Origin of the sequence: Streptacidiphilus jeojiense, from assembly GCF_000719095.1 — a bacterium.
In the GTDB taxonomy this organism is placed as follows: Bacteria; Actinomycetota; Actinomycetes; order Streptomycetales; family Streptomycetaceae; genus Streptacidiphilus; species Streptacidiphilus jeojiensis.
On the sequence record NZ_JOEH01000025.1, the window covers coordinates 118,738 to 137,271 of the forward strand.

At 70.8% G+C, this 18,534-nt stretch carries 15 protein-coding genes; 6 read left to right on the forward strand and 9 right to left on the reverse strand.

The annotated features are described in order from the left end of the window. The first annotated feature begins 77 nt into the window (after nt 1–77). The gene (locus tag IF29_RS0130205; RefSeq protein ID WP_030261504.1) at nt 78–1,457 is read left to right on the forward strand and encodes a streptophobe family protein; all 1,380 of its coding nucleotides are present in this window, start codon (nt 78–80) and stop codon (nt 1,455–1,457) included. A 7-nt stretch (nt 1,458–1,464) separates the two neighbouring features. On the opposite strand, the gene IF29_RS0130210 is transcribed toward IF29_RS0130205, so the two are convergent. The 3 genes from IF29_RS0130210 to IF29_RS0130220 form a co-directional block, all read right to left on the reverse strand. After that, the gene (locus IF29_RS0130210) at nt 1,465–2,514 is read right to left on the reverse strand and encodes a serine/threonine-protein kinase (protein WP_051726212.1); all 1,050 of its coding nucleotides are present in this window, start codon (nt 2,512–2,514) and stop codon (nt 1,465–1,467) included. Next, entirely contained in the window at nt 2,514–3,059 is a 546-nt protein-coding gene (locus IF29_RS0130215; RefSeq protein ID WP_051726213.1) for an SH3 domain-containing protein, read from the reverse strand. Before IF29_RS0130215 ends, IF29_RS0130210 begins: the two co-directional genes overlap by 1 nt. 82 nt (nt 3,060–3,141) lie before the next feature. Further along, the gene (locus tag IF29_RS0130220; protein ID WP_030261509.1) at nt 3,142–5,469 is read right to left on the reverse strand and encodes an FHA domain-containing protein; all 2,328 of its coding nucleotides are present in this window, start codon (nt 5,467–5,469) and stop codon (nt 3,142–3,144) included. Nucleotides 5,470–5,715: 246 nt separating this feature from the next. On the opposite strand from IF29_RS0130220, the gene IF29_RS0130230 reads away from it, so the two are divergent. Then, the gene (locus IF29_RS0130230) at nt 5,716–6,927 is read left to right on the forward strand and encodes an alpha/beta hydrolase family protein (protein WP_030261511.1); all 1,212 of its coding nucleotides are present in this window, start codon (nt 5,716–5,718) and stop codon (nt 6,925–6,927) included. A gap of 83 nt (nt 6,928–7,010) precedes the next feature. Here the strand turns inward: IF29_RS0130230 and IF29_RS0130235 are convergent, their stop codons facing one another. Both IF29_RS0130235 and IF29_RS0130240 read right to left on the reverse strand, forming a co-directional pair. Continuing rightward, nucleotides 7,011–8,567 carry a TULIP family P47-like protein gene (locus IF29_RS0130235; protein WP_030261513.1) on the reverse strand — a complete coding sequence of 519 codons (1,557 nt, stop codon included), beginning with the start codon at nt 8,565–8,567 and terminating at the stop codon, nt 7,011–7,013. 94 nt (nt 8,568–8,661) lie between these two features. Then, nucleotides 8,662–9,951, reverse strand: coding sequence for a TULIP family P47-like protein (locus IF29_RS0130240; RefSeq protein WP_030261514.1), 1,290 nt, complete (start codon nt 9,949–9,951; stop codon nt 8,662–8,664). A gap of 411 nt (nt 9,952–10,362) precedes the next feature. On the opposite strand from IF29_RS0130240, the gene IF29_RS47050 reads away from it, so the two are divergent. Continuing rightward, nucleotides 10,363–10,659, forward strand: a complete 297-nt coding sequence (locus IF29_RS47050; RefSeq protein ID WP_030261516.1) for a hypothetical protein — start codon at nt 10,363–10,365, stop codon at nt 10,657–10,659. Between the two features lie 90 nt (nt 10,660–10,749). Here the strand turns inward: IF29_RS47050 and IF29_RS0130250 are convergent, their stop codons facing one another. Then, complete coding sequence (locus IF29_RS0130250; protein WP_030261518.1) at nt 10,750–11,628, reverse strand: alpha/beta fold hydrolase; 879 nt, start codon at nt 11,626–11,628, stop codon at nt 10,750–10,752. A gap of 113 nt (nt 11,629–11,741) precedes the next feature. On the opposite strand from IF29_RS0130250, the gene IF29_RS0130255 reads away from it, so the two are divergent. Both IF29_RS0130255 and IF29_RS0130260 read left to right on the forward strand, forming a co-directional pair. Continuing rightward, nucleotides 11,742–13,688 carry an AfsR/SARP family transcriptional regulator gene (locus IF29_RS0130255; RefSeq protein WP_030261520.1) on the forward strand — a complete coding sequence of 649 codons (1,947 nt, stop codon included), beginning with the start codon at nt 11,742–11,744 and terminating at the stop codon, nt 13,686–13,688. Between the two features lie 58 nt (nt 13,689–13,746). Beyond that, complete coding sequence (locus IF29_RS0130260; RefSeq protein ID WP_030261521.1) at nt 13,747–14,403, forward strand: HAD family hydrolase; 657 nt, start codon at nt 13,747–13,749, stop codon at nt 14,401–14,403. Nucleotides 14,404–14,420: 17 nt separating this feature from the next. Here the strand turns inward: IF29_RS0130260 and IF29_RS0130265 are convergent, their stop codons facing one another. The 3 genes from IF29_RS0130265 to IF29_RS0130275 all read right to left on the reverse strand — a co-directional run bounded on the left by IF29_RS0130265 (nt 14,421) and on the right by IF29_RS0130275 (nt 17,451). After that, nucleotides 14,421–14,954 (reverse strand): GNAT family N-acetyltransferase, encoded by a 534-nt coding sequence (locus IF29_RS0130265; protein WP_198037591.1) that lies wholly within the window; start codon nt 14,952–14,954, stop codon nt 14,421–14,423. Nucleotides 14,955–15,046: 92 nt separating this feature from the next. After that, nucleotides 15,047–16,660: an amidohydrolase gene (locus tag IF29_RS0130270; protein ID WP_030261525.1), complete on the reverse strand. Its 1,614-nt coding sequence runs from the start codon at nt 16,658–16,660 to the stop codon at nt 15,047–15,049. A gap of 95 nt (nt 16,661–16,755) precedes the next feature. Beyond that, nucleotides 16,756–17,451 (reverse strand): alpha/beta fold hydrolase, encoded by a 696-nt coding sequence (locus IF29_RS0130275; RefSeq protein ID WP_030261527.1) that lies wholly within the window; start codon nt 17,449–17,451, stop codon nt 16,756–16,758. 271 nt (nt 17,452–17,722) lie between these two features. On the opposite strand from IF29_RS0130275, the gene IF29_RS43980 reads away from it, so the two are divergent. Continuing rightward, complete coding sequence (locus tag IF29_RS43980; RefSeq protein WP_051726214.1) at nt 17,723–18,394, forward strand: TetR/AcrR family transcriptional regulator; 672 nt, start codon at nt 17,723–17,725, stop codon at nt 18,392–18,394. The last annotated feature ends 140 nt before the right edge of the window (nt 18,395–18,534 follow it).

Genomic DNA, 18,534 nt, shown 5'->3' on the forward strand with positions numbered 1-18,534 from the left:
GCCCGAGGCTGGTACTGCCCGGCGATCACGGCCTGCGCCGGGGCCGTCAGCAGCCGTCCTCGCCTCCGGGAGCCACCATGCATCAGGGTGACCCACCCGCCTCGTCCGGTCCTCCCCCGCTGGGCCCGGACCCGGCAGTCGGGCCGTTGCTGCTGCGCAGCTTCAGCGCCGCGCTGGGCCTGGTCCTCGGCGTGCTCGTGGCCATGGCCGCGCTCGGTGCCCTCGGGCTCTGGCTGGCCCGGGCCGACACCCTGCCGGGCGGCTCCTTCACCGCGGTGCTGGCTGCGACGGTGCTCATGGCCCTGGGCACCCCGCTGACCCTGGACGGGTCGGCGGGGTTCATCGCCCAGGCGAACGCCGCCGTCGAGGCGCTGCCGCTCTCCCTCAGCCTGGTCGGCGCCCTGGTCGCCGGGGTGGCCTTCCTGCGACCGTTGCGGCACCGCGCGGTCGCGCACGCGGGTGAACTGCTCGTGCGGGCGGTGATGACCGCGCTGCTCTGGGCGCTTGCGGTCTCGTTGGTGACGCTGGCGGCCCGGCACAGTTTCGCCGTCTCGACCGGGAACACCATCACCGACCAGCTGGGCAGCGCGCTGAACGCGTCCCCGACGGTCGGGTTCCGGGTGGGCCTGGGTCGGGCGATCGGTTTCGGGCTGCTGTGGCTGCTGGTGGTGCTGGTCCTGACCTTCGCCGTCTCGCGGTCCGCGCCGCTGCCGCCGCGGTTGCTGCGCTTCCAGAACGGGGTGCGGCCCGCCGGTTCGGCCCTGCTCGCCGTGCTGCTCGGCTACGTCCTAGTGGCCCTGGTCGCGGGGCTGGTCACGGCGATGGTGCACGGCCCCGCCCGCGATGTCCTCGCCGTGGTGGTCCTGGCCCTGCCCAACGTCGCCTGGCTCGCCTTCGGACTCGGCCTGGGCGGGTCCTGGCACGGCCATCTGAGCACCGGGATCGGCCTGCCGATGCCGAAGGTCCTCTCCGAGGTGCTCCGGTCGGCGGGGACCCGGGACACCACCGTGGACCTGGGCTCGCTGGCCCGGCAGGACGCACGGGTGTGGGTGCTGGCGGCGCTGGCAGCGGTGGCGCTGCTGTGCTGCGGGGCGGTGATGGGCGCGCGCGGCGCACGCCGTGCCGAGGACCCGGGCCGGCCCGCGCTGTCGCGGCATGCGGTCGGCCTCGGCCTGGCGGTGGCCTTCGCGATGCTGCTGATCGGGCTGCTGACCCGGGTATCGACGGCCTACGGACTGTCCCTCCTCGGCGTCGGCAACGGAGCCTCGGACATCCTGGGCAGCCTCACCGGCGGCTCCGGCGGGAGCACCACCCTGAGCGGCAGCGTCGTCCTGCTGCCCGACCTGCTGCGGTCGGTGCTCCTGGGTGCGCTGTGGGGCGCGGTCGCCGGCGCGGCGGGCGGATGGTTCGGCTCGCGCCTGCGACGCGGGTCCGCGCGGCGTGGACGCCCCGGGTGAGCGGGTGTCACCACGACGGGGGTCGGACCTGCTGCGGCGGGTCGCCGTCGGGAGCGTAGACCGGTCGGGCCCAGTACGGGAGGGGCCGCACGCCTTCGGGTCGTTCCGCGGTGCCGGGGGTGGACGGTCGCGCGGCGTGGACCACCTGGGTGGGCGCGTGCAGGACCGCCTGCGGCTCGGCCGCCGGCGGCGGGGTCGTGGCGAGGGCTCCACGCAGCGCCATGACGAAGTCCAGGCAGCTGTCGAAGCGGTCGTCCGGTGACTTCGCCAGCGCGCGGGCCAGCACCGGGTCCACCGCGGCTGCCAGGGTCGGCCGCAGCCCGGTCGGCGCCGGCGGTTCGTCGTACTGGTGGGCCCAGAGCAGCGCCAGGTCGTCCTCGCGCCGGAACGGCGGGGACCCGGTGAGCATCTCGTAGACCACACAGGCGAAGCCGTAGACGTCGCAGCGCCCGTCGACGGGCTTGCCGCAGATCTGCTCCGGTGCGACGTAGTCCAGGGTGCCGACGAACTGGCCGACGGTGGTGAAGCCGGTCAGCGAGAGGGACTTCTTGGTCAGGCCGAAGTCCGTGAGGTAGGCGTGCTCGGGGTGGTCGGCGTCGGTGCCCTCCGCCACCAGGATGTTGCCGGGCTTCACGTCCCGGTGCACCAGTTCGTGCGCGTGCGCCGCGTCCAGTGCCGAGGCGACCTGGGCGGCGATCCGCACCGCCTGGGCGGTGGCGAGCGGTCCGCTGCGGTCCAGCAGGACGCGCAGGTCACGGCCCTGGACGTAGCGCATCGCGATGAACAGCACCCCGTCGGCCTCGCCGGCTTCAAACACCGGAACGATGTGCGGGTGGTCGATCGCGGCGGCGACCCGTGACTCGTGGGCGAAGCGCCGGCGGAACACCTCGTTGCGGGCCAGCTGCGGGGAGAGCAGCTTGACCGCGACGACGCGGTCCAGCCGCAGGTCCTGGGCCTGGTAGACGACGGCCATGCCGCCCCGGCCGAGTTCGCGGTCCAGGCGGTAGCCGGCGATCCGGCGGCCGATCATGTCCGAGGAGCCGGTGGGTGCGGCCATCAGACCTCACCGCCTCCGGGACCGGGGCCCGGTGGTGCCGCCGCCGGATTCGCGCTGGTGCCGGGCGGCTCGACGGCCGCGTAGCTGTGCAGTTGCAGGCCGTCGCAGTAGAACCAGCGTCCTTGGTCCAGATCGAGCAGCCAGGCCGCGTCACCGTCCAGCACCACGCCCAGCCGCAGCCCGCGGGTGAGGTGCCGGAAGGCCTCCAGATCGATGGTCCCCTCGGCGAGGTCCTCGGCCTGCTCCCGGTACTGGGCGAGGGCGTGCTCCAGCCGGCGCAGCAGCGGCCGGGGGTCGTCCGCACGGGTCAGCGGCTGCGCGGTCCCCGGCGGGCGGTGCGGCAGGGACACCAGGAGTCGGCCGTCCACCCAGGCGGTCCAGCCGTTGGAGCACACGACCCGGGCCCAGTCCCCCAGCCTGTCCGCGACCTGGACCGGCAGCAGGGCGTCCAGCCGGACGCTCGGCTCGGAGAAGTCCGGCCTGGCCCAGGTGGCCAGGCCGTCCGGTGGCGCGACGTGGGTCGGCCGGAACTCCAACGCATCCATGCCAACGTCCTATCCGCGCGGGCCCGGAGCCGCCACTCGGCATCCGACCGGAGCCGCCCGCCCGGCGCCGGGGGTGCCGGGGTCAGCCACGCATCACCTTGGGCTCCTGCCGCCGCAGCAGTCGGGCCACGGCGAGGGCCAGCACCACCGAGAGCACGACCAGCATGCCGAGGTCGAGCAGCCAGACGCCCGCCCGGTGCGCGAAGAGCGGGTCGGAGGTGAGGGTGCCGGGCACCACCGCGTGCAGGTCGATCGTGCCGGCCATCGCACCGAGCGCCCAGCGTGAGGGGACCAGCCAGGACAGCTGTCCCAGCACCGGGACGCCGTTCAGTTTCAGCAGGGCGCCGCAGAAGACCACCTGCACGATGGCCAGCAGCACCAGCAGCGGCATCGTCACCTCCTCCTTGCGGACCAGGGCCGACACCAGCAGCCCGAGCATCATCGCGGTGAAGGACAGCAGTGCGACGGTGATGGTGATCTCGGCCAGCGGCGGCAGCAGTACTCCCCCGCCGCCGCCCGGTCTCAGCCGTACGCCGAACAGCCCGACCATCGTCAGCACCACCGCCTGCACGACGGTGACCGCGCCCAGCACGACGATCTTCGAGCACAGGTAGGCGGACCGGGAGAGCCCGACGGCCCGCTCGCGCTGATAGATGACCCGCTCCTTTACCAGCTCCCGCACCGCGTTCGCGGCGCCGGTCAGCACTCCGCCGACGCACAGGATCAGCAGCGCGTTGAGTGCCGAGTTCTGGTCCAGCCTGCTGCCCGCCAGGGCGTGCGCCATCGCGCCCATCACGAACGGCAGCGCGATCATGATGGCCAGGAAGGTGCGGTCGGCCGCCAGCGCCGCCGCGTACCGACGGATCAGCGTGCCGAGCTGCGAACCCCAGCTCTGCGCGGGCGAAGGCGGCACCGTGGACCGCTCGGCCGGCGGGTTCCCGGCGGGCCGGCCCATCGCCGAGGCGATGTAGCGCCGGTAGGGGTCGGAGTCGCGGAACTCGCGGGCCCAGTCGCGGCTGCGGTCGTTCTCGAAGGCTTCGAAGGCGTCCGGCCACTCCGGGAAGCCGAAGAAGGGCAGTGTCTCGTCGGGCGGGCCGTAGAAGGCGATCCGGCCCCCCGGTGCGAGCAGCAGCAGGCGATCGCAGAGACCGAGGCTGAGCACGCTGTGCGTGACCACCACGACCGTGCGCCCGTCGTCCGCCAGCCCGCGCAGCATGTGCATCACCGACCGGTCCATGCCCGGGTCCAGCCCGGACGTGGGCTCGTCGAGGAAGAGCAGGGACGGCTTGGTGAGCAGTTCCAGTGCCACGCTGACGCGCTTGCGCTGGCCACCGGAGAGGCTGGAGATCACCTGGTCCGCCCGCTGCCCCAGCCCGAGTTCGGTGATCACCTCCTCCACCCTGCCCCGCCGCTCGTCCTTGCCGGTGTCGCCGGGGAACCGCAGTTCCGCGGCGTAGCCCAGGGCCCGACGGACGGTCAGCTGGGTGTGCAGGATGTCGTCCTGCGGGACCAGACCGATGCGCCGACGCAGCTCGGCGTAGTCGCGGTACAGGTCGCGGCCGTCGTAGCGGACCGAGCCCTCGTCGGCGGGACGCAGCCCGGTCAGGGCGTTCAGCAGGGTCGACTTGCCCGCGCCGCTGGGGCCGGCGACGGCGAGCAGGCACTTCTGCCCGACCGGGAAGGAGACCCCGTCCAGCAGCGTGCGGCCGCCGCCGACCCGGACCACCAGGTTCTCCACGTCGAGGGTGACCTCGCCGGTGTCGACGAACTCCTGCAGTTCGTCGCCGACCAGGCAGAAGAGCGAGTGGCCGATCGCGATCAGGTCCCCCGGGCCGACGAACGCGCGGTCGACCGGCTGCCCGTTGAGAAAGGTCCCGTTGTGGCTGTCCAGGTCGACGATCTCGAACCTGCCGTCGGCGCGGGTCTGCAGCTCGGCATGGTGCCGGGAGACCACGAGGTCGTCCACGACCAGCTCGTTCTCCGGGGCGCGGCCGATCCGCAGGCTGCGCTGCGGCAGCCGGCGGACCCGGGTGGGCTGCCGGTAGGAGCCGGTGATCGCGGTCAGCGCGGAGGGCCGCTCCGCCGCCCGGTCCGGTGCGGGCAGCGCGGCGAGCGAGGCCCTGACGCCGTCCACGGCGTCCGCGAAGCACACCACCGTGCCGGGGCCGACATCGAGGTGCTCGATCCGGTGGCCCATCGCGTAGGTGCCGTTGGTGCTGCCGTCGTCATCGAGGGTCCAGTGCCCTTCGGCGGCGCACAGCACGGCATGGTGCCAGGAGGCCCGGGGGTCGGCGAGGACGACGTCGCTCTGCGGATCGCGCCCGAACCGGTATCGGTGGTTCGGGCTGATGAGCTGGGAGTCGCCGTCGATCTCCAGGAGGAGCTGCGGTGCGACCGGGCGCACGGCCATGCCCGAATTTTACCGCCACGCCCCCCTCCCCGCCCCTGCGGAGCCCCCGCCGGCAGTAGGCGCACGCTGGTGGTCATTGCGGCCACCGCCTCCACCGATGCGCGGACCTCCTGACACACCGTCAAATGGTGCTCGGGCGGGTCGTGCCCGGGGATGACACCGGCTACATCGCCGGGACGACGGCGGTCCCGAATGACATCTCTGGGCCGATGTGTGGCCCCGGTGCCGCGATCTAGCTTTCTTGCCATGGCAAACATCCGTAGTAGCGCGGCAACCGCGGTTCTCGCTCTCGCTCTGCCGCTGTCGCTGTCGTTGGCCGGGACGGCGCAGGCCGCGTCCTCCCCGTCCACGGTCCCGTCGTCCGTCACCGCCTCGGCGGCGGCCTCCACCGCGCCGGTGTTCCGAGCCGTCCTTCCCCGGCCCACCGGCCGGTACGAAGCCGGCGTCGACATCATGCACGTGGTGGACTGGAACCGGCCCGATCCCTGGGTGCCGTCGGCCGGTCCGCGCCAGTTGATGGTCTCGATGTTCTACCCGGCCCAACCGCGTACCGGTGAACCCGCCCCCTACATGACCCTCGGCGAGGCGGCAGCATTCATCCAGACCAGGGTGCCGCCGGGCAGCGGCATTCAGCCGCAGCAGCTGGCCGGCGCCAGGACCTACGCCTTCAGCGGCGCACGGGCCGTGCACGGGAGGTTTCCGCTGGTCGTGCTCTCGCCCGGCTTCGAGAACCCGCGCAACGTCATGACGAGCCTGGCCACTGATCTGGCCAGTCACGGCTACGTGGTCGCGCTGGTGGACCACACCTACGAGGACAGCGGGACGACGTTCCCCGACGGGCAGACGCTGACCTGCGCCATCTGCGACAGCGGGCCGCTGCCGGGGCAGGAGTCGGTCCCCGACAGCCGGGCCCGGGACGTCTCCTTCGTCCTGGACCAGCTCACCGGCCGGCACCCGGCCTGGGCCCGGGCCGGAATGATCGACCCGGAGCGCATCGGCATGGCCGGCCACTCGATCGGCGGAGCCTCCGTCGTCTCCACCATGGCTGCCGACCCGCGGGTGCGCGCCGGTGTGAACCTGGACGGCACGTTCCTTGCGCCCGTCCCGGCCGGCGGGCTCGGTGGCCGCCCGTTCCTGATGCTCGGCACCCAGATCGATCACAACGTCGGCGGCTCCGACCCGACCTGGGGGCAGGCCTGGGCGGCTCTGAACGGCCCCAAGCTCTGGCTGACCGTCGCCGGGACCGTGCACACCAGCTTCACCGACATTCCCATCCTGGCCTCGGAGGCGAACATCCCCATTCCCGGTGCGCAGATCTCGTCGACGCGCGCCATGCAGATCACCCGCGAGTACGTCGACGCGTTCTTCGACCAGACCTTGAAGGGGGTTCCGCAGCGTCTGCTCGAAGGGCCGTCGGCGACCAACCCCGAGGTCTCCTTCCAGGGCCTGGAACCGTAGGACCACACCGACCGGCGCGTCACGCAGGCAACCCCGGCCGCGGTGGCCGGGGTTGCCCGAGGTGCCGGGACGCTGATGGGAGGTCAGCTGCTGAAGGGCGTGCCGCCCAGCTGCAGGCCGCCGTTGAGGACGACGGTGGTGAGCTTGAACTCCGTGGAGTTCGCCCAGGTGATCGGCGTGGTCGCGCCGTCGACCAGGGCGTTCACGCTGGGCAGCGCGTCCGGGACGGAGCCCGCGATCCACTCGGGGATCTGCTCCAGCACCGCGGCGATCGCCGAGACCACCCCGCCGCAGAGCAGGGCGACCAGGATCCGGCAGACCACCCGCTCGACGGCCACCGCCACGCCGCTGACGACGGCGCCGATCACCGCGAGGATGATGTCGGCGACGGCCTCGGTGATGGTGACCCAGGTCGCCACGGTGTACCAGGTCTTCTCGTCGGTCGCCTGGACCTGCTGCCAGGTCAGCGACTGGGTGCCGTCGTCCTTGGTGCCCAGCTCCACCGTGGAGTAGTAGGTGACCTCGCAGTAGGCGTCGATGCCGGGCGAGATCGGGGTGTGGATGTAGGCGTAGGTCTCCATGACGTCGCCGTTCAGCGTCATCTTGTAGGTGGTGCAGTTGGGCGTGTAGTTGATGGCGCCGACCTTGACCGCGTCCAGGTTGAAGCTGGAGGTGGACAGGATCTGGGTGTCGTCGTTGGCGAGCACGAAGGTGCCGGTCGGGGCGTTGGGGAACTCGGCCGGCAGCGACGGCAGCGCCATCTTGGTCATGAAGCGTTCCTGGGACATGTTGAAGCTGGCCCGGGCGCCGTCGGGGATCGCCCCCGCGGCGATCTCCTGGACGGCGCCGTGGTCGGACCGGTTCTCGGTCATGCACAGCACGCCCAGCAGTGCGTCGCTGATCGAGGCGTTGTCGATGTAGGCGTAGTTGGTCTGGGTCGGGTTGAGCCAGGAGAAGTCCCCGCTGGCCTCGTCGATGCCCAGGTCCACGGTGGCGAAGACATGGGCGAAGGAGTCGAGGTTGGCGTTGAACCACTGGGCCAGCAGCTGCTCCAGCACGTTCTTGGTCGAGTCGGTCATCGGCGGCGAGTCGTAGGTCACGTCGGAGACGGTGACCACCGGGTCGTCCTGCGATCCGCCGGTGCTGCGCACCACGAGGTCGTTCGGGGTCACCCCGGCGACCGGCGGCTGGGGCAGGTAGACCAGCTTGACCTCGACGAAGGCGATCCCGCCGTCGATCGGCTTGGTCATGCCGTTGTAGACCAGGGTCGCGGTGAAGGGGATGTGCATCCGGACGATCGAACCCGACCCGCCGGTGGTCAGCGACCAGGTGCCGAAGGTGCCGGTGGCGTCGATCTCCGGGTTGAAGTCGCCGGCCGGCAGCTTGCCCGACCAGGTGGTGGGCGAGCTCTTCTTGACGGCGATGGCGTTGTTCACGTCCGGCAGCGGGATCGCGTAGACGGTGTCCCAGCCGTTGGTGTTGTAGGGGACGGAGCTGGTCGCGGTCGCGCCCAGCAGCTTGGAGCTGCGGACGGCGCGGGTGCCCTGGGGGCGGTGCTCCAGTCCGGCCTTGGCGTGCTCGACGGAGATGCGCAGGACCTTGTCCTCGTCGATGTGCGGGAGGTAGTGCTGGGTGGCCACGACGGCCTCCTTCTGGTGGTGAGGTGTGATGACGGTGGCGCAGGATGGCGCGAGGTGACGCGACGTCACCTGCGGTGGAGCGGGCCGGCCCGGTTCAGGCGGCGTTGCCGCTGAGCAGCAGGGCGCCGTCGAGACGGGCCGAGGTGACGGCGAACTGCCGCATGCCCTGCCAGGCGACGGTCTGCGCGGCGATGTTGGCCAGTCCGACGGAGCCCAGCCGGCTGCTCAGGTCGGAGGACAGGCTGTCGCTGATCACGCTGACCACGACCTGGGTGACGGCCTCGGCGAAGATGCCGCCTGCCAGGTACCACCACGGGATGTGGGTGGTGTGGCCGGAACGGGAGTTGGGATCGCCGGCGAAGGAGATCCGCTGGGTGGCCGGGTCGAAGCGGAGCGGGTACTGGCTGGTGATCCACCAGTCCATGGAGATCTCCGCCTTGAGGTCGCAGTTCCCGTTGACCGACATGGCCAGCGAGCCGCCGACCACGCCGATCTTGAGCGAGGTCACATTGGGCGTGTACCAGATCGCGCCCGCCTTGACCTGGGAGCAGCCGAAGCTGTGCGCGGCCGTGATCAGGTGCCGGCCGGCGTCGTAGCCGAAGCAGCCGGCGTTGGAGCCGCCGCCGAAGGCCTGCGGCAGGACCGGGGCGACCACGTCGGCCAGGAACACGTCCTGCGAGATGGCGAACGCCGCGTTGCCGCCGCCGGCGAAGAGCTCCGGGTCCACGCTGTGCTGCAGTTGCGAGGTGTCCCGAGCGGTGAGGGTGCTCAGGATCGCCAGGTACGCACCGCCGCCGACGACCTCCTGGTAGACGTAGGCGCTGCGGACCGGGGTGAGCCAGCTGTTCGCCGAGGGCGGCACCAGGTTCACCGAGGCGAACACGTAGGAGACGGCGGCGGCGTCGGCGGCCAGCGCCTGGGCCACTGCGTCCAGTACCAGCCGGGTACCGACCGGACCCAGCGCGGCGCTGACGGCCGCGGGCGCGTTGAAGGCGACCGGGGTGACCGCGCCCGGTTGCGGCGTGTCCCCGAACTGGGCCGCCTTGTGCAGGGCGAACACCAGGTTCTGGGCGTTTCCGGCGGCCGCCGGCAGCAGGTCGAGGGACACGTCCACGACCGTGTCGGCCCCGGCCACGTCGATCGGCTTCCCACCTGCCGCCTGGATGGTGCCGGCGGTGAGCGGAACCTCCAGGCGGAGCAGGTTCCCGGAGCCTCCCTGGACAATTCTCCAGGCTCCGAAAATTCCCTGGAGCGTGTACGTACCAGAAAGCGTCTGGCCGCTTACCTTGAATTCTTGGATCAGCTTGGAGCGATTTGCTTCGAGTGACTTGTTGACCTCGTCGACCGACAGTGCGGTGACCGTGTCCCACCCGTAGATGTTCATGGACTCCCCCGAGTTCCCATGGAATTGCCGACGCTGCCGGGCTCGACCCACCCCCTGCCCATCGGCCTGCAGACCAGAGCGTAGCAGTGCCGCAGCCGGGCGCAAGTATTTCCGGAAAAGAATCTTCGGGGGCGTTCCGAAGCTCAAATGAATCTCATAAATCGACCTCAGAATTCCCATTCCGGAAATGATCAGAGGAGGTCGAGGCCATGATCACAAGTGCGATGGTATAGACGACTCCGCAGACCCGGATCGCGATCATTCGTCCATGGTCGGGAGGCGGAGTGGTGCGATAGATCGCCTGGAGAGTTCCATGCGGACCGACACGCGACAGACGCACGTCCGATCGGACGCAGGGTGACATGATGACCACGCAGAGCAACCGTCCCTTGATCGTCCGGAAGGTCCCCCGTGAAGAAGACACTGCTGCGTACCGCTGTTGCCGCCGCCGTCGCCATGGCCGCCATGGCCGGCTCCGCCCCCGCCTTCGCCGACGCGCAGTGGGGCGTCTCCACCTCCAGCACCACCTCGGACAGTGCCACCGTCGCGGCCGGCAGGTGGGGCGGGTTCGTGACCACCTCCTACACGAGCTCCAGCAGCACGCACGTCTTCGGCCCCCTGGTCCACCACCACGACGGCTGCTACGCCGACTGGAACCGGCTGACCTGGCAGGCCGTCGACGCCTGCGACGACAGCTTCGACGCCTGACCCGTCCCCGCCCGGGCCGGCAACCCGGTGGGACCGCTCGACACCGAGCGGCTCCACCGGGCGCCCCGCTCACAGAGCCAGATCGTGAGGTCAGCGTGCCAGCAGGTCCCGGATCGCTGCCGTGACCTCTTCCGGAGCCTCCTCGGCCATGAAGTGCCCCGCCTTCGTCAGGCGGTGGTCGAGGTCGGGTGCCCAAGCCCTCCACACCTGGACAGCGTCGTAGCCGAGTTGGGCTCCCCAGTCCTGCTGGACGACCGTGACGGGCATCGCGAGCTGTGATCCGGCATCGAGGTCCGCCCGGTCGTGGGCGACGTCGATATCCGCGGAGGCCCGGTAGTCGGCGACGATCGAGTCCACTGCGGCCGCACTGGCCCGCAGGTACTCGGCGCGCACCTGCTCCGGAATCGCGTCCGGGTCCTCGGCCCAGGCGTCCAGGAACGAACCGAAGAACGTGTCCGCACTGTTGGCGATCATCCTCTCCGGCAGGCCCGTCGGCTGCGCCATCAGGAACAGGTGGTACCCCACCGCCGCCGACACACCCTGCAGCACGTTCCACATGTCCAGCGTCGGCACGACGTCGAGGATGCCCAGATGTGTGATCGTCTCCGGGTGGTCCAACCCGGCCCGGAACCCCACCAGGGCACCACGGTCGTGTCCGACCAGGGCGAACTGCTCATGGCCGAGCCCTGCCATCAGGGACACGATGTCAGCGGCCATCGTCCGCTTCGAATAGACCTCCTCGTCCGCGGCCTCCGGCTTGTCGCTCGCCCCGTAGCCGCGCAGGTCGGGACAGACCACCGTGTGCTCGCCGGCCAACTGCTCGGCGACGTGGCGCCACATCAGGTGGGTCTGGGGAAAGCCGTGCAACAGTACGACCGGACTGCCGCTGCCACCGATCGCGGCGGACAGGCTCACACTGCCCGAACCGGGCAGCAGGGTGTACGTGAAACCGGGGATCATGAGTGCCACAACGGTCCTTCTCTCACTTCGGGCTGGCTGACCGCTCCACCGTGCACGACACCGATGAGCAGCCAATCAGTACGAGACCGCAGATCCGGGCCCACGCACCGAGGATGGGGAGCATGCGGATCGATGTGCTCGGTGCAGTGCAGGCATGGCGTGACGACGGCAGCCCGATCGACCTGGGCGGACCGCGGCATCGCGAGGTACTCGCGCGCCTGGTCGCTGCCGAAGGTCGGACGGTCACCACCGACACCCTCATCGACGACCTGTGGCCGCGGGCGACGGCCGGCTCCCTGGGGGCGCTGCGCACCTTCGTGGCCGCGCTTCGTCGCGCCATCGAACCCGACCGGCCGCCCCGCACACCGCCGCGCGTGCTGATCACGCAGGGACCCGGCTACGCACTGCACCTACCCCGCGGGGCCACGGACGTCGACCGGTTCCAGGACGCACTGGCCGAAGCCCGCCGTTGTCCCGATGGCGTCGTCGACCTTGGTGAAGCACTCGCCTCGTGGCGCGGTCCGGCCTACGCCGACCTGCCCGAGGCTGCATGGTCCCAGCGGGAGCGAACCCGGCTCCAGGAGTTGCGGCTGCAGGGCGTGGAACTGCGTGCGAGCATCCTCCTGGATTCCGGCAGGGGCGCCGACCTCGTCGCCGACCTCGGCGCGCACGTCGCCGAACACCCTTGGCGCGAACCGGCCTGGGGCCTGCTCGCGCGTGCCCTGTACCGGGACGGACGCCAGGCCGACGCCCTGGCCACACTCCGCCGTGCCCGCACGATGCTCGTGGAACAACTCGCGCTCGACCCCAGCCCTGATCTTCAACGGCTGGAGAAGGACATCCTCACCAGGTCCGCAGCCCTCGAACCGACCCGCGCACCGACCCGCGCACCGGCGCCCCGTCCCTGGCCGGGGACCGGTGCCCGGCTGGGTCCGCGCACGACGATGGACCTGGCCCGCACACTCGCGCTCGTCGGCGGCGAGGCCCTGGTCTCCTCACGGCGCGATCGCCTCGCGGCGATCCGGGCGGCCGAACGAACGGGGGACCTCGCTCTGACCGCGCGGGTCATCGGTGCCTACGACGTACCGGCGCTGTGGAGCCGCGCCGATGATCCCGAGCAGTCCCGCGCCGTGGTGCAGGCCGCCGAGCGCGCCCTCACCGCGCTGGGGCCAGGCGGCCCCACCGACCTCAGATCCCGGCTGCTGGCCACCGTTGCCGTCGAGAGCCGCGGCGACGACGCCGGCGACACCGCACTCACCTGTGCACACGAGGCCGAGGCTCTGGCCCGCGGCCTCAACGACCCGGCGCTGCTGGCGTTCGCACTCAACGGAGTCTTCCTGCAGTCCTTCGCGCGCCCCGGCCTGGCAGCACAACGCGACACGATCGGAGCCGAACTCGTCTCGCTGTCCACCCGGCACGGGTTGCCGACCTTTGCCATTCTCGGCCGACTCGTACGCCTGCAATCCGCGTCCGCGCTCGGCGATCTCGGGACCGGCTCCGTGCACGCAGCCGCCGCGGAAGAGCTGGCCACCGCCCACGAGTCACCGCTGGTTCAGGTCCTGACCGCATGGTTCGGCGCGCGGGTTACCGCCGCCCGCAGCACGGAACCCGGCGGGCCGAGCCCCGCGGCCGCGGCGGCGGCATACCGAGCTGCCGACGACGCCCTCGCGACAGCCGGAATGCCGGGGCTCCACCACGGTCTGCTCCCAGTCGCCCTGCTCGGCCTGCGCCTGCTGCACGACCGCCCCGCCCCCACCGACTCCCGACTCGACTGGGGGCCGTACCTGCCGTGGGCCAGGCCCCTGGTACTCCTGGCCCAGGGCAGGCGGGAAGACGCTCGCGACTCCCTCGCTGCCACGCCCGAACCACCCCGCGATCACCTCCAGGAAGCCCTGTGGTGCCTGACCGCCCGCGCCGCCGCATGCCTCGACGAAGCCGAGATCGCCGTGCGCGCAGCAACTGCCTTGCGCGACGCCCGTGCCGAGCACGCCGGCGCCGCCAGCGGCATGCTCACCCTCGGCCCGGTGCAGGGCTACCTCGCCGAGGCCGAAGCGTGCGCCGCCGGATGAGATCATGAACGGAGAATGTGACGACCCGACTGCCCTCCCCCAGGGAAGGATCACAAGAGTGAAGAAGTACATACTCTTCGATCATGACGGTGTTCTGGTGGATACCGAGTTCTGGTACTACCGAGCTGGAGAACGCGCCCTGGCGGACATCGGCTTCACCCTGGACAAGGACCGATACCTCCGGGACATGGGCCGGGGATTGAGCACATGGACCCAGGCCAGGGCGGCAGGTGTCGACGAACGGACCGTCAGCAGGCAGCGCGGGGTTCGCGATGACTACTACCAGGAGTATCTCCGCACGGAAGCCATCGAGATCGAGGGCGTCGTCGACACTCTCGCCGAACTGTCAAAATACGTCCGCATGGCCATCGTGACGACCGCGAAGCGTGCTGACTTCGATCTGATCCATGAAAAGCGGCAGATCAGGAAGTTCATGGACTTCGTCCTGGTCCGCGAGGACTACCAGCACTCCAAACCGCACCCGGAACCGTACCTCACCGGCCTGAAGCGCCTCGGGGCGACCAGGGAGGAGACACTGGTCGTGGAGGATTCGTCCAGGGGGCTGAACTCGGCCGTGGCAGCCGGCATCGACTGCGCCGTTGTCCACAACGACTTCACCAGGACGCACGACTTCTCGCGGGCCACCTATCGAATCGAAACCCTGAGGGAATTGAAGGACATCATCCTCGGACAGCCTTCCCCGACCTCGCATTGAACAGGTCCGGGGAGACCTCACGCCTTTCCAGCACGGCTCTCCGAGCGAAGCAGACCGTAGACAAGCACATCGGTGTACTCGCCGTGCTGGAAGGACCTGCCGCGCATGACCCCCTCCCGACGGAACCCCAGACGTTCGAGGGCCCTCTGCTCGCTGAGGTTGCCGCTGTTGGTGACGGCTTCGATGCGGTTCGCCGTCGTGCGGTCCAACAGGAAGTCCACCAGCAGCTTCTGCGCCGCCGTGCCCACCCCCTGTCCACGGTGCTCGGGCAGCACCCCCACCCCGATCTCGTAGGCGACACCCGACGGGAAACCCACCGGCTTCCAGGTGGCGATGCCGACAGCCGTGTCGTCGGCCCCCACGATCGCAACCGCCGCCGACTCGGCGGAGATGTACCCGTCGGCCTCCCACCGCTTGCGGCGTGCCCGCGGATCACCGAACCCCGGCCACTCGAACTCACCGAGCGCATCAGGATCCGTACAGAGCCGATCGAGGAAGGCGAGGTCGCCCTCGATGAACGCCCGCAGGCGAACGGCGTCCGCGCGCTGCACTGAAGTCATGCAGGCCAGTATCGCCCCACCACACCATCCGACTTGTCCCCCGATCGGCGACAGATCCGTCCGGCCCGACCCGGCCACTCGGTTCAAACGGGGCGGTGGACCCATCGGCCGCCGAGGAGGGTGCCGGTCGGGTTGAGGGCGGACAGGGCGTCCGGAGGGCAGGTGGCCGGGTTGCGGGGCCATACGGTGAGGTCGGCCAGGCGGCCGGGGGTGAGCATGCCACGCAGGTGCTCCTCGCCGAGCAGGCGGGCGGCGTTGGTGGTGTGCAGGGCGAGGGCCTCGGCGTAGCTGATGGCGTGTTCGGGGCCCTGGACGCCGACCACCGTCTGACGGGTGGTCATGCCCCAGATGGAGCGCATGGCGCCGAACTGGCCGACGGGGAAGTCCGAGCCGCCGGTGATCAGGGCTCCCTGGTCGAGCCAGCCGCGGGCCGGGAAGAGGGCGGCGACGCGTTCGGGGCCCCAGTATCCGCGTTCCACCTCGGCGGTGTCGTGCAGCAGCGGCTGTTGCACGGTGACCGGGATGCCCAGCGCCACGGCCCGGGCCTGCTGCTCGGGTCCGGCCAGGCCGGCGTGTTCCATGACCAGGCTGTGCGGCGGCAGTCCGGGGTTGCGGGCCAGGACGCGCTCGTAGACGTCGAGCAGGACACGGACCGCGCGGTCGCCGTAGGCGTGGGTGCCCACCTTCCAGCCGCGGCGCACCACCGCCTCCACGGCCCCGGCCAGTGCGTCCGGCTCCCAGAGCAGCGTGCCGGAGAAGGCGTGGTCGCAGGCGTAGGGCTGCTCGGTGGCGCCGGCCTCCAGGCCGCCGTCCAGGCCGAACTTCACACCCCAGACGCGCAGCCACGGGTCCGCCTGGTAGCGCCACTGCTCCATGCCGTCCAGCAGCTCCTCGACCTGGGCGGGTTCGCTGAGGCCGAGCGCCGAGATCAGCGCGCGGACCCGGGTGTTCAGCGCGCCCACGGCGCGGGCCGCTGCGAGCAGGTCGTAGTCGGCCGGCGTCACCATGCAGTCCCGGACGGTGCCGATGCCGGTCGCCGCGTACTGGGCGCTGGCCAGGCGCAGGCCGTCGATGCGCAGGTCCCGCTGCTGGGCCGGAACCAGACGCTCCACCAGGCCCATCGCGTTGTCGATCAGCCGTCCGGTGAGTCGTCCCTGGGCGTCGCGTTCGATCACCCCGCCGGGTGGGACCGGTGTCGACTCGTCGATGCCGGCCAGGCGCAGCGCGTAGCCGTTGACGACGTCGTTGTGGCCGCCCCGCTTGACCAGGACCGGGTGCCGGTCGGTCGCCCGGTCCAGCTCGGCAGTGGTGGGCATCCGGCGCTCGGCCAGGTTGAGCTCCTGCCAGTTGGTGGTGGTGCGGATCCACTGTCCCTCGGGGGTGACCGCGGCCCGCTGCTTGATCAGGTCGAGGAACTCGGCGATGGTGCGGGCCTGGTGGACCGGGACGTCGTGGGCGCTGTGGCCGGCGAAGATCAGGTGGGTGTGGGTGTCGTCGAAGGCGGGCAGCACGGTGGCCTGCCCCAGGTCCACCACGGTCGTCCGGTCCGTCGCCAGGGCGTCGAGACCGTCCGGGTCCGGTGAGAGCGCGATGATCCGGTCGCCCCGCACCGCCAGCGCCCGCTGCGGCGCCTGGCCGGGTACCAGCGTGTGCACAGCCGCGGCCCGCAGGAGCAGGTCCGCCCCGTGATCCTTCATGGTCTTCTCCTTCGATCTCGACTCGACGGCAGGACCCGCTCGAAGGCGGGTCCTGCCGACTGGTTCCGCGGTACCGGTGGTGTCGCTGCTGGGGGTCAGCCGCGGGCGGCCTGCTTGATGAGGTCGGCGGTGGCGGCGGACTGGGAGAGGTAGACGGAGTGGCTGGCGCCGGGGACCTCGACGGTCTTGGCGCCGATCCGCTCGGCCATGGCGCGCTGGGCGGGCGGGGGGATCATCCTGTCGTCACCGGCGACGAGGTACCAGGAGGGCTTGGTGCGCCAGGCCGGCTCGGTGACCGGGCCGTTGAGGGCGTCCAGGCCCCAGGGGACCTGGGAGTCGGCCATGAACCGGGCCTCCGCCTCGGGCAGGTCGCCGGCGAAGGAGTCGGCGAACTTGTCGCGGTCCAACGCCAGGAAGCCGTTGACCGGCGGCAGGATCGGCGGGACCGGCGCGCCGGGGGCCGGGTTGGCGATCAGGGTGGCCACCGACTCGCCGGCGTCCGGGGCGAAGGCGGTGATGTAGGCCAGCGCGGCGACCTGCTCGTGGGTGCCGGCCTCGGTGATGACAGCGCCGCCGTAGGAGTGGCCGACCAGGACCACCGGTCCGGTCAGGGACTCGATCACCTGGTGGGTCGCGGCCACGTCGCCGGCCAGGGAGAGGGTCGGGTTCTGCACGACGGCCACGTTGAAGCCGTCGGCCTTCAGGGCGTCGTACACGCCCTGCCAGCCCGAGCCGTCCACGAAACCGCCGTGGACCAGGACCACGTTCAGGCGCTGCGTGCTGGTGTTCATGATTCCTCCGGTTGATCTCCGGGGCCGGGCGGCCCGTGGTTGGCGGTGCGTAGTGCAGTATCAGACTGTTCCGTCTTACAGATCAGACTGTCTCGTCTGATCTGGGAATGACGTTAGACCCGTCGCGGCGGAGATCACAAGAGTCTGATTTATGTGACCTGGGTCACATTGACTTGATCAAATCAGACCGTCTAGTCTCCTGAATCAGATTGTCCAGTCTCGTCGCATCGCATCACATCCCGCTGCGTGACGCCGCGGTCCCGGAGGAACCATGCCCACGTCCGATCCGGCCACCTGGCAGGCGGCCGCGCGCGTCGCACCCGCCAAGCCCGACAAGTCCGAGCAGATCCGCCGGGCCGCCCTGAAGGTCTTCCTCGAACACGGCTACGCCGTCACCACGATCGACATGATCCTGGCCGAGGCCGACGTCTCCCGGCAGACCCTCTACCGCTACTTCAAGGGCAAGGAACCCCTGTTCCTGGCCGTGGTCGCGGACATCCTCAGCGAGGTACTGGGCGCGATAACGGACGCGATGCGCGAGGCGGACCTGGACCGCAGCGACGACCTGGAGACCGACCTGGTCGAGGTCGGCCGCGCCTGGCTGCACATCATGCTCCAGCCCGACGTCCTGGCCCTGCGCAGGCTGGTCATCGGCGAAGCCGCCCGACTCCCCCACCTGGCCACCGCCTGGGACGAGCACGGCCCCGGCCAGGTCCGCACACTCCTGGAGCCCCACTTCCGCACCCTGGCCGAACGCGGCCTGATGACCCTGGACCCGGACCCCCAGCTCACCGTCGCCTTCTACGCCCGCACCATGATCATCCCGGTCGAGATCGCCATGCTCAACATCGACTTCGCCCCCGGCCAGGAGGTCATCGAGACCTACATCCACGGCGGCGTCAAGATGTTCCTCGCCCGCTACGGCACCAGGGCCACGCACTGACGAGCTCCGGCACGGACGCACCGGTCGGGCAACGACAGACGTCAGTTGCTGCCGCCGGTGCTGGTGGTGCAGGTGTCGCCGTGGGCGGGACAGGTGCGGGTGTTGCCGCCGACCAGGTGGATCTGCAGGGGGTGAGCGGC